We start from the raw sequence: 11358 nt of genomic DNA, 5'->3' as shown, positions 1-11358 counted from the left end.
TAGGAAAAATTGCTTTCCTTGCTGCTATTCGCTAAGTTTGTATGTCAGGTTTACAAATTAGTTCCTTTAATCGATGATGCTGGTTTTGCCTGACGATTGTGCCGGATCCTGACTGCAATCGGGATTCGGTTTTTTTGTCAAGCTTCAGTGGTTATGGTTTCATCATGATTTTCCTCCCTTCTCTTTTAAATGTCAGTCCCGTGTTTAGCGTCAGTACGTCCAATAATTCGGATAGCATTACTTCACGCGATAGTGATCCCCAAAAAGGTATGTCTCCAATGGTAGACGATCCGACAAACTCTACATCGTACCAACGTTCTATATGACGCAATACGATAGCTAGTTTTACCCGGTCAAACGTGAATTTGCCTGTACGCCAATTGGTATAATATTCCACATCCACAGGCTTGATGTCGAACTTATTGTTTTTAAATACCGCCTGCTGCCCCGGATATAACCGTTGGGGCCCATCTGCTCCTTGTTTCGTTACCTCGACTGCTCCTTCCACCAATGTGGTTGCTATTTCCCCTTCATCTAAGTAAGCGTTGATGTTAAATGTGGTTCCCAATACCGTAACCCGCTGGCCATGGCTGACAACGATAAACGGCTGTTTGTGATTCTTGTGTACTTCGAAGTAGGCCTCGCCGTCGAGCACCACTTCACGTGAGTCACCTGTAAACGCCAGGGGGTATCGCAATGTAGACGCCGCATTCAACCATACTATTGTCCCGTCGGGAAGCGTGATGGTGTAATTTCCGCCATTTGGTGTTGAGAGCACCGCATATTGCCGGGTTTTCGACGATGTTTCGATAACAGTGCCGTCATTATATTGGACTTGTCCGTCCTCGATTTGTATCCCAGTTTTCGTGCTATCCAGCTCCAAAGGAGTACCACTACCAACCGTAAGAATAGCTCGGTTGTATCCGGGTGGAATGTCGGATAGCTGCGTAAATTCTTCCGATGGCGGGTGGGTGTTTTCCTTTCGCAGGAAAAGCGCTATCCCGGTGGCTAGGACGATCAGGAGGGCGGCTGCGATCGCTATGCGCTTCCATATCCGATAGTTTTGAGCACGCGGTGAGCTTTCCATATCATGGACTATTCCTTGCGACTTGATCTGACAAAGTACCTTGTCATCCAGGGTGGTAAATAGCTCAGTGAGTGCCGCCGACTCGTAACGATCCTCTTTGCAAAGCTCACGATATATAAGCGCGTCGAGCTGTTCGCGGTTTTCTGGACTCCCGAAATAGCGGAAGAGCTCCTTCAGCTCTTGCTGGGTAATCTCATTACGCATGTATTTCAGAAACAACTGTTTCATTTCCATAATCGGTATTCCGGGTGTTCTTCTCTGGTAATACGTCGTTGGCAGAAAAACCACCTGCTCCGACGTGCAGAATAAATGCAGCTGGTTGATTTTCAGTTGGAAAAATGAATGCCGGACTAGCCGACTGCCGATAAAAAGATAAGGATTAGGGAAAGGGCGTGTTGGGTTAACTGTTGCTTAAGAAATACGTTTGCTTTATAGATATGGTCATTGATCGTGCTTAAGCTGATGTTTAATAAGCGGCTAACCTCTTCGTAGCTTTTCGACTCTAATTTGCAGAGCACAAAGACCTCTCTTCGCTTTGGGGGCAGTAGGGCAATGGCAGCCTCTAGTAATCGACGCTCTTCATCGGCGACGATACGCTCTTCGATGTTGGACTCGCTGAGGCGAAGGGCGCCATAAATGCGGTCGAAAAGTAGCCTATCTTTTGATGCCTTTCTGAACGTGTCATAGGCCAAGTTTTGTGCGATGCGGAATAAATAGGCTTGTATGGATAATTCAGGGTCTATTTTTTCTCGATTTTCCCATAGCCGGATAAATAGATCTTGGAGAATGTCGTCTACCAGATCGACAGATTTCAGTAACTTCAGCATCGATGAGGCCAGTCGGACTTTATACCGGTGATAAATAGTTTCGAACGCTTCATAGCTACCATCGCGCAACTGCACCAATAACGCTTTTTCTCCGTCCTTATCTTCGTCCATAGCCAAGAGCATGCACCAAATTATGGCAATAATGTGTAAGAAGCTGAATTTATAATTGATTTACAACAAGAACAAAGGTAGGGAAAAAGGAAATAGAAAACCATCCTGCCCTCTCCTGCATTAAAAATTGAATGGCCCCAGTAACGGGCCTGAAGTGTTAGGCCGTGATTAGCGACCAGGGTTGTCTTCGTAGGTTGGCCCGTAAAGGCCGGGCACTTTATTGCCGGTTGCACGTAAGTAAACGATCATTTCGCCACGGTGATGATAAACGTGGTTAAAGAGAAAACTCCGGGCAACGACACCTCTGGGCAGCGGGCCAAGCACGATACGATCGCCGACTTTCATCGTCCAGTGATGCTGCAGACTTTCTTCAGTTGCCGCTTGCAGTGCGGACCTGGCCATTTCGACATTTTTCTCAAAGAGGTTAAGCGTAGCTTTGATATCTCCCGGTGCTCCCCGCTCAAGCGTATCGGCTGCCAGATCGTACACGTCTTCGGTGAGCGTTCCTACATACCAGTAATATATCGTGGCAATGTGCTGTGCAAGCTCGCCCATCGTCCACGAAATCTCGGCAGGTTTATAGTCAATATCTTTTTCTGGAACAGCCTGTAGTAACTTTCTGGTACTGTCTACTTCGTGTTCAAACTCGGCGATTAAAGATTTCAATATCATAACGCGTGATTTATATACAAAAATAAGTAAATCTGAGACTTCCTATCGATCAATGGTGCGCTTTTTCTTTCTCCAGTACCTGAATAGCCAAACAAGCAATATCGCTAGGAGAATGAGCGGCCAAATGTGTACCAGCCCAACGAGCATCCACATAAAATTGTCCCACCCGGTGGTAATGCCCTGCTTGAATTTCGTGGCAAATTCGACCTGGGGTTTCGTCGACACATAATAGGAAATGGTAAGGGTTGCATATTCAGACTGGTTGCTGAGGTAACGCATACGCCCTTCTGCTGCTTCGATATCAGCGCGTAATTCACCGATCTGTTTTTCGATGTCCAGGATCTCACTGATTTGGTTTGCCTTTTTCAGCAATTCCAAATAACGGCTCTCGAGTTCTTTTTTTGTCCGAACCCTAGCTTGTACATCCACAAATTCCTCGGTGACATCCTGTATCCCGATATCTTTGCTGTCAAACTTACCAACGCCAGCCGTAGCATCGGCCAGGAGTACATCAAAGTGATTGGCCGGCATCCGTACAATCAATGTGTAATTTTGACTGCTTGGTGAAGTATAGGCTTGCTCGCTCGCGATATAGGCGTTATGTTTCTTAACAGCGGCATCGATCTGTTTCTTAGTCTCGGACAGGCTAGATGTTTCGAAAGTAACGCTTCCTGTTTTTACCAACTTCCGTTCCGTATCGCCTACGGTTGCGGGGGCTTCTGCCGTGATCGCTTGCATCGATTCATCCGCTGCCAGTTGGTTTTTTTCGCTGGAGCCACAAGAGGAAAGAAACACAACAAGCAAAAGCAATAGATAAAAACCGGGGAATAAAGGTTTACAAAGACGGGTCATCATCGCTGTGGTTTTTTGAGTTTAATTGGTGAACAGGTACACTTGAAACGTCATTCATGCCGTTTATACACTTGGGGTAGAAAGGTAACCCAAGCGCCCATTCTTCCACTACTTCACGGGCTCCCTCAAAATAGTCCTTAATTTTTCTGGAGCGGTCTTCCTGAAGTCGGACAAATAGATTTCATGGTGCAGGCCGTTTCGTTCCAGCTTTTTGGTTTCCATAAATTCAGCTAACTTAATCAACGACTCCGGCTCCTTCGAAAAGGGGCCTATGTGCAGTATTTGTACGGATTTTCCTGGCGCTATCCGGTAAAGTTCGATATCCGTAACAAGGTCTGACTTCTTTTTAGCACGTATAGATTCAATTCCTTTCCGTACGTCCTCTCCGGTGATATATTCTGGCATGCGGATCAATTGGCGATACTCCCATTGACTCCTTGGAACATCCAGCGGTGTTTCGGACATGGAAGATCTGCCGAAGTGATGCTCGTCATACCACCATAGGCATTCCAGTTTCGGAACGGTGAAATCTCTGCCAGACTTTTTGCACTCAAATTTTATGGCATAGGCGGTGGCATAGAGCGCTTGCAACTTTTCGGAAAACGGCAGTCCGGATGGGTCACCCTTGCCGGTCAGGGCCAGAAATTGTGCCGGTTCGATATCCACCAGTTCGGGGGTTGTTTTGGCGGTGTAATACGTTTTGTACCGTTTCGTCAGGTCTAATTTTTCCATATCTGTTTTCTTTAATGATTTTACAGGCAAATTAAATTCGCCCGAGCGACAGCCCTATGGCAGTCGGGCAATTTGCACTGCGTAAAAAGTGATGCGCTTTTTGTGCAAAGCTGAAAATTGTCCGAAAGCCCCCGCTAACTTGGCAAACTTGGCCATGTAATGCAGAAAGTAAGTCGTTACCTTTGCTAAAGCCCACTTATTTTAATAAGGCAAACAAGATGATATACACGGTACCATGCATATGATCGCTACAGCTTACCATCAGAAGGTTTATCTGTACAGACGAGTTGTACAGGCCAAACTGTTCATTGATAGCAACTACTCAGAAAAAATTGATCTGGATGGCATTGCTGGGGAGGCTTACTTTTCGAAATTTCATTTTATACGCCTTTTTAAATCAATCTACGGCAAAACGCCTCACCACTATTTGAAACACCTCCGGATAGCACAAGCTAAAGTGTTGTTAGCACAAAACCTTTCCATTACGGAAACCTGCTTTGCCGTCGGCTTCGAAAGCCTTTCCTCTTTCAGTACCCTGTTTACTACAATCGTCGGACAATCACCATCAGCTTATTCAAAACGGCACCAGCAAACGAAGCAGCGAATAAGCAAGAACCCACACGCTTATGTGCCCGGCTGTTATGCCTATCAGCATGGTTGGTTTGAAAATAGCAATTTTGAAGAAGTGGGAGATTGATTCAATGTGGAACTTTGCACCATGTATTAATTTAAAAAGAGCAAAATGATTACAAAAATGACTGTTACTAACATACACGTTATAGACCAAGATAGCGCGTATGATTTTTATGTGAACAAATTGGGATTCAGGGTTGTGGACGATATCCCCATGGGACCGGGCACCCGGTGGCTTACCGTTTCGCCACCCGATCAACCGGACCTGCAGCTGGTATTATTTCCAGTTACGGTAAGCAAGATGTTTCCTCAAAAAATCGTCGATACGTTGACCGATCTAATCAAACAAGGCGTGTTCGGATGCGGTGTCTTGACCTGCCATGACGTTTTTGCTACCTATGAAGAGCTAAAAGCAAAAGGTGTTGAATTCATCAAAGCCCCGGCGAAAGAATTTTATGGAACAGAAGCCCTCTTTAAAGACGACTCTGGAAACTATTTTTCACTACAGCCCATAAGCAATTTTGACGATGAAAACGGTATTTGACAAACTGATCCAAGACGAATTAACGAACAGAATCGAATTGCTCAACGAAAGTCATAAGCCCATTTGGGGAAAAATGAATGTTTTCCAGATGGCTAGGCACTGCACGAACTGGGGCGAATGGGTGCAGGGAACCGGCAAGTATACGGATCATATTTACAAACAGGATTTCTTCGGAAAGCTTTTTGGTAAAGCGGCATTAAAGAGTAATACGAAAAACGATAAACCCATGGCAAAGCACATGCCCGCGGGCATCCATGTCATAAAGGAAGCGGAGCTTGGCGATCTGGCTGCCGAGAAGGCACGGTGGGTAGGATTAATTGCCGGATACACCCATTTTTCGAACGATCGATTTATCCATGATTTCTTTGGCAAAATGTCTAAAGAGCAAATAGGTATATTTTCCTATAAACATTTCGACCATCATTTGAGGCAATTCGGGATATCGTGATGGGGCTTTGATGTATTATACGTCGCCGATTATGGCCGGGATTGTGTAGCTTTGCCTAATTGGTAGCAAATCACATGCACATGAAGCAATTTATACACGATGGCAGCGATAGGAAGGTATAATATCTTTCGGGTAGCGGGAAAAAACAGTGACGGCTTAAGCCTGTCTGATGGAGACAGTGAAGTCTTGTTGCCATTCGCTGATGTGCCCCCGCAGACCGAAATCAACGACACGATTACTGCTTTTGTTTTTTTGAACAAAGCGGGGCAGTTGTTGGCGACCACCAAGCAGGCATTTGCGGAGGTCGGTGATTTTGCCTATTTAGCGGTTGTGGATGCCGGAGAAGACGGCGCATTTTTGGATCTTGGCATCAGCAAAGACGTATATGTGCCAATCAAAGAGCAGCGGATACCGATGCGCCGGGGCCAAAGGCATGTCATCTACCTTTATTTGGATAGGCAGAATCAGCGCATGCTGGCATCGTCGCGGTTGCATAAATATATTGAAGAAGACGATTTCGATTTTGAAGTAGGGGATGAAGTACAACTACTTATCAGTGAAAAGACTGACCTCGGCTTCAATGCGATTATCAATAATCGCTATATTGGACTTTTGTATCATAATGAATTATTTGCCGATGTCGCCATTGGTGATATCCGTAAAGGATGGATAAAAAATATCCGTATTGAGGGGAAGATAGATCTCAGCCTGCGCCCTCAGGGTTTCGGGCATGTGCTCGATACCAAAGAAGCGATCCTGCGCGCCCTGAAAGACGAAGGGGGAACGATCGGCTTGGGCGATAAAAGTACGCCCGAAGAAATCCAGATCCGTTTCCAGATCAGCAAGAGCGCGTTTAAGAAAGCAATAGGCGGATTGTATAAAGAGCGACTCATCACGCTTAGTGATTACGAAATCAACCTCTTGGCCGCCTCGGATGCGACGAACTAGTAGGGATTTTCTTTGTCATGTTCCACCCAAATGAGTTTTGACGTGTCATAACCTACCGCTTTTGCTTTTTCGAGGTAGGCCTGCTTGACGTCGGAAGGTATTGTAGTGGTTCTTGATAGTATCCAAAGGTACTTCAGGCTTTCGCCAGCAACTAAAGCATACTGGTAGTCTTTATCGATGGCGATGACATTATAGCCAGAATAGAAGGGGCCGAAAAAGGAAACTTTTAATGCAGCTGTCTGCTTGTCGTTTCTGAATTTTGCTTTTCCTGTTGCAGATTTCCACTCGTTTTTTTTGTAGTCGAAGCCACTGTTCACGACCCGGACCGTTCCATTATCATTGAGGCTGTACTTGGCCGTCACGTTATTCAGGTTTTTTTCAAACCGATAGTCAAAACGGGCGATTTCATACCACTTGCCGAGGTATCGATTGAGCTCGAAATGGTCAATGGGCTTGGCATTGCGGGGAATGCTTCCGCAAGTGGAAAACAGGGCTACACCCAGCAGTCCCGCTCCTAATAACCAATATGTTCTTTCGTGGATTTTCATTTTTTGCCTTTTGAAATAATACGTTATAAAATTGCTTGTATGTTTGGTAACAGTTATAACCGGCGATAGTTTTCGTACGTTAATCCGATTAGTTCTTGGTGCATCAATTAAAATAACAGTATATTCGTTTTTGTTTCTTCAGCTAAAAAAATAGACCAATAATGACAACGTATAATCCAAACCGTAGACAATTCATCCAAGGCGCAGGTGCTGTTTTGGTATTAACGACATTACAGGCTAAGGGTGTAACGCTTACCGGAGCAACCGGCGCCCTACGGGTTGGCCTAATCGGAGCAGGTTGGTACGGGAAGAGCGATCTTTTTAGACTCATCCAGGTCCGCGACGTCGATGTCGTCGCCGTGTGCGATGTAGATCGGAATCATCTGGAAGAAGCCGGAAAGCTGATCAGTGAGCGACAGGCTTCCCGGAAGGTCCCGGCGTTGTATGGGGATTACCGGAAGATGCTGGCCGATCACCGGTTGGATCTCGTGCTTATCGGTACGCCGGATCACTGGCATGCACGCCAGGCCATTGATGCCATGACGTCTGGCGCGCATGTTTATTTGCAGAAGCCCGTCAGCGTTGATGTGCTAGAGGGGGAAGCCATACTTAGTACCGCACGCCAATACAACCGGAAAGTACAGGTTGGTACACAAAGACGAAGCACCCCCCATCTGATTGATGCGAAGGAGCATGTGATCGATAAGGGCTTGCTCGGTAAAATATCGCACGTGGAGCTGTGCTGCTACTATCATATGCGGAAGAATGGAAATCCTCCACTGGAGCCTGTTCCCCATTTCCTTGATTATGAAATGTGGACCGGCCCTGCTCCTTTGCGTCCATATGATGGTTTGCCGCATGGTAGCTGGTGGCGTACCTTTATGGAATATGGGAATGGCATTACGGGCGACATGTGTATTCATATGTTTGATACCGTGCGTTGGTTGCTGCAACTCGGATGGCCGAAGCAAATCAGCGCAACGGGGGGCATCTACGTCCAAAAAGAAGGGAAGTCAAACATTGCCGACACGCAGACTGCAATCTTTGAATACGATGAACTGAATTGTATATGGCAGCATCGTACATGGGGAAACCCTACAGACCCGGAGTATCCATGGGCATTTATTATTTATGGCGACAAAGGAACGCTAAAAGGAAGTACCATGAAATATGAGTTTATTCCAACGGGTAGGGGTGATCGTATGGTGAAAGATGTCGTTTATGAGAAGGAAGAATATCCAGCAGATCTGAATGAGCCTCGAATCGAGCTGAATGCGGCACCGGCGACCCGGCGCCATATGCTGGATCTCCTATCGGCTATTGAACATGATCATTTGCCTGTAGCCGATATCGAAGAGGGACACATATCGACAGCCAGTTGTATCTTGGCCAATCTATCCATGCAATTGAATCGGCCACTTCGGTATGATCCGCAGAAACGGGTATGCATAGATGATCCCGAAGCAACAGCGTTATTGAGGAGGCCCTATCGGAAACCCTGGCAACATCCTTTTAAGAGTTAGTTTTTATATTGTTTTTGCAGACTTGGATGTCAACGATAAGAATAGCACCCCATGGCCGAAATAAAAACCAAACAGAACGATACGGACGTTCACGAGTTTATCAACGTATTCGCAGATAGCGAACAAAAAAAGAAAGATAGCTTCGAAATCCTGAAGTTGATGCAGGAGGTTACGGGTTATACACCCAAAATGTGGGGACCTTCAATCATTGGATTCGGAAGCTATCATTACAAATCCGAACGAAGCCGCCAGGAAGGCGACTGGCCGCTTGTGGGGTTCTCACCACGGAAGGCAGCGATTTCACTTTACGTTTACGCTGGTTGTCCGGAGCAGGATGATTTGCTGAAAGAACTGGGAAAATTCAAAATGGGTAAGGCCTGTATCTATGTCAAGAAATTTGCTGACATCAATGCGGAAACGCTTAAAAAGTTAATGGTGTCAACCATTGATTTCCTTCAATCGAAATACAAGTAAAGCGACAACACATCCTGTAAAATACCTATTTATTGGTATTGCCATTCGGGTTGGAAACAGGTAACTTTAATGTGCTAAGCATGTTAAATCCAGTTAGGACAGCTCGTTGAAAATTAACCATTAAATACGGACCTAAAATGCCCTATTACTCCAACCTTCGGTACGATTTTAAAGATCGAAACCATCGAAAATACGTTGCTCAGAAGATCATTGCTTTGAAGAATCAATTGGAGCGAGACATTCCTCAAAAAAAGAGCGAAGATGCGTTAACCATTGCTACTTGGAATATCCGCGATTTTGGCAAGTCCAATCGGCGCGGTTATGGCCAACGTACGAAAGACAGTTTGTATTACATTGCCGAAATCATTTCTTCTTTTGATCTCGTAGCCGTGCAGGAGGTAAATGAGCTCGATGAGTGGGAAAAAGTCATGGATATCCTTGGTGCTTCATGGGATTATATTGCTACTGATGTGACCCATATCGGCCTGGGTGGCAATGGGGAACGCCTCACATTCGTTTTCGATCGACGCAAGGTGCAGTTTAAAAATATTGCCGGTGAAATCGTGTTGCCGAAGGAGATGCTGATCAGTGACTCCGAAATTACGGAAACCGACGATCCCCTCGCCCATGGTAAACAATTCAGGAGAACACCATTTGTGGTATCTTTCCAGTCCGGCTGGTTTAAGTTCGATATCTGCACCGTTCATATCTATTATGGTGAGGGGCGATCCGGATTGGCACAACGGATTTCCGAAATCAAGACGGTAGCAGACTACCTTAGCAAGCGGGCGGATAAGGTGTTGACCAAAGACAAGAAAGCAACGATATTATTAGGTGATTTTAATATTATCAGGCCTGATCATAAAACAATGCTTGCCTTGGAAGAAAATGGTTTCACGATTCCCAAAAGTATTAAGTCAAAAAAAGCCAACGTTCTTGAAACCATGCATTACGACCAGATTGCATTCAAATGCGAACAGGAAATCATTGACTTCGTGGACAGCAAGGCAAATTCGGGGGTGATTAAGGTTTTCGATTCTGTATTTCAGTTGTTGGATGAAGATTTCCGCTTTTACAAGGATGAACTGTTGAAATCATCCAATGCCAAGCAGAACGATGAATCCGACGAATCATTGCAGACGTACTATAAAGATTGGCGCACCTATCAGATGTCCGACCACAATGTGCTATGGGCAAGGATCAACAATAACAACAGTATCCAATACCTCAATCGGATTCATCTCGGCTGATCAAGCTTTCTTTCCAAATACCGGCAGGCGGTAACGTATACCACAAATGAGGAGAAGCCAAAGTTAATGATGTGATGGTGTTAATCTAGATTCGGCTTTGGCATCCTTTTCAATAGCAGTGCACTTACCAGAGCAACCAGCAATCCGACGGGCAATATCTCTGAATAAGTGATCAGGATGACGAACAATGGATTTTTGTACATCTCCTTGAAGTCCGCTAACTGAGCGGTCTTGGCTTGCAGGTCCTCCGGCGCGCAGGTTGTGAGGACATATTCAGTATAAACGTCGATGAAGTCTGGCACAAACAGGTAGTAATAGAAGAGCCAGACCACGACATATAGGGTAGACCCCACCAGTGCGATCAGGCTTCCCATTTTAAGGGCGTTGCCGAATGAAATATAACCACCTAGCTGTTTGTTTTTGTAATTCCGTACCCCGAAGAAAATAAGCGAGAATAGGATGATCATTGCGGCGTAGCCAACAACATCATTTCCCTTAAAGTCCGTGTTGCTGTACATCATATTGACCATGATGATCATATTAGCACATAGGATGACCCCAATGATTAATCCGAATAATAATACGTTCCTTTTCATTTCTTTTTAATTGATTTCCAGGGCAAATATAGGATTGGAGTTGCGATGAGGGGTCGTACTTTGGGACGAAATGTACACCAAGACCGTAAAATCATACTTTGGTACGAGTGATG

The 11358-nt window shown here is 45.4% G+C and carries 14 protein-coding genes; 7 read left to right on the top strand and 7 right to left on the bottom strand.

Annotated elements, in window-relative coordinates:
• Positions 1–151: 151 nt before the first annotated feature.
• The 5 genes from IEV98_RS13395 to IEV98_RS13375 form a co-directional block, all read right to left on the bottom strand.
• The gene (locus IEV98_RS13395; RefSeq protein WP_188506511.1) at positions 152–1315 is read right to left on the bottom strand and encodes a FecR family protein; all 1164 of its coding nucleotides are present in this window, start codon (positions 1313–1315) and stop codon (positions 152–154) included.
• Between the two features lie 122 nt (positions 1316–1437).
• Positions 1438–2025 (bottom strand): RNA polymerase sigma factor, encoded by a 588-nt coding sequence (locus IEV98_RS13390; protein WP_229738744.1) that lies wholly within the window; start codon positions 2023–2025, stop codon positions 1438–1440.
• A gap of 168 nt (positions 2026–2193) precedes the next feature.
• On the bottom strand, positions 2194–2697 hold the full coding sequence (locus tag IEV98_RS13385; protein ID WP_188506509.1) for a DinB family protein: 504 nt from the start codon (positions 2695–2697) through the stop codon (positions 2194–2196).
• Positions 2698–2739: 42 nt separating this feature from the next.
• Positions 2740–3552 (bottom strand): DUF4349 domain-containing protein, encoded by an 813-nt coding sequence (locus tag IEV98_RS13380; protein ID WP_188506508.1) that lies wholly within the window; start codon positions 3550–3552, stop codon positions 2740–2742.
• A 105-nt stretch (positions 3553–3657) separates the two neighbouring features.
• A complete protein-coding gene (locus IEV98_RS13375) occupies positions 3658–4281 on the bottom strand; it encodes a GyrI-like domain-containing protein (RefSeq protein ID WP_188506507.1) in 624 nt (207 codons plus the stop codon).
• 235 nt (positions 4282–4516) lie between these two features.
• Between IEV98_RS13375 and IEV98_RS13370 the strand changes: the two genes are divergently transcribed.
• The 4 genes from IEV98_RS13370 (at position 4517) to IEV98_RS13355 (ending at position 6854) form a co-directional block, all read left to right on the top strand.
• Complete coding sequence (locus IEV98_RS13370; RefSeq protein ID WP_229738743.1) at positions 4517–4978, top strand: helix-turn-helix domain-containing protein; 462 nt, start codon at positions 4517–4519, stop codon at positions 4976–4978.
• Between the two features lie 57 nt (positions 4979–5035).
• Positions 5036–5458: a VOC family protein gene (locus tag IEV98_RS13365; RefSeq protein WP_229738742.1), complete on the top strand. Its 423-nt coding sequence runs from the start codon at positions 5036–5038 to the stop codon at positions 5456–5458.
• Positions 5442–5906 (top strand): DUF1569 domain-containing protein, encoded by a 465-nt coding sequence (locus IEV98_RS13360; protein WP_188506505.1) that lies wholly within the window; start codon positions 5442–5444, stop codon positions 5904–5906. Before IEV98_RS13365 ends, IEV98_RS13360 begins: the two co-directional genes overlap by 17 nt.
• 99 nt (positions 5907–6005) lie before the next feature.
• Complete coding sequence (locus IEV98_RS13355; protein ID WP_188506504.1) at positions 6006–6854, top strand: CvfB family protein; 849 nt, start codon at positions 6006–6008, stop codon at positions 6852–6854.
• On the opposite strand, the gene IEV98_RS13350 is transcribed toward IEV98_RS13355, so the two are convergent.
• On the bottom strand, positions 6851–7402 hold the full coding sequence (locus tag IEV98_RS13350; protein WP_188506503.1) for a lipocalin family protein: 552 nt from the start codon (positions 7400–7402) through the stop codon (positions 6851–6853). The two genes, IEV98_RS13355 and IEV98_RS13350, sit on opposite strands and share 4 nt — an antisense overlap.
• Before the next feature lie 161 nt (positions 7403–7563).
• On the opposite strand from IEV98_RS13350, the gene IEV98_RS13345 reads away from it, so the two are divergent.
• From IEV98_RS13345 to IEV98_RS13335, 3 genes are all read left to right on the top strand, one after another.
• Positions 7564–8925, top strand: coding sequence for a Gfo/Idh/MocA family protein (locus tag IEV98_RS13345; protein WP_188506502.1), 1362 nt, complete (start codon positions 7564–7566; stop codon positions 8923–8925).
• A 51-nt stretch (positions 8926–8976) separates the two neighbouring features.
• Complete coding sequence (locus IEV98_RS13340; RefSeq protein WP_188506501.1) at positions 8977–9399, top strand: DUF1801 domain-containing protein; 423 nt, start codon at positions 8977–8979, stop codon at positions 9397–9399.
• Positions 9400–9536: 137 nt separating this feature from the next.
• Complete coding sequence (locus IEV98_RS13335; protein WP_188506500.1) at positions 9537–10649, top strand: endonuclease/exonuclease/phosphatase family protein; 1113 nt, start codon at positions 9537–9539, stop codon at positions 10647–10649.
• Positions 10650–10729: 80 nt separating this feature from the next.
• Here the strand turns inward: IEV98_RS13335 and IEV98_RS13330 are convergent, their stop codons facing one another.
• Positions 10730–11245: a DUF4199 domain-containing protein gene (locus IEV98_RS13330; protein ID WP_188506499.1), complete on the bottom strand. Its 516-nt coding sequence runs from the start codon at positions 11243–11245 to the stop codon at positions 10730–10732.
• Positions 11246–11358 lie beyond the last annotated feature (113 nt).

The sequence above is a fragment of the Parapedobacter pyrenivorans genome, from assembly GCF_014636865.1.
GTDB classification, from domain to species: Bacteria; Bacteroidota; Bacteroidia; order Sphingobacteriales; family Sphingobacteriaceae; genus Parapedobacter; species Parapedobacter pyrenivorans.
The sequence above is the reverse complement of the archived record's forward strand: the minus strand, read 5'-3'. Positions and strand labels throughout refer to the sequence as shown.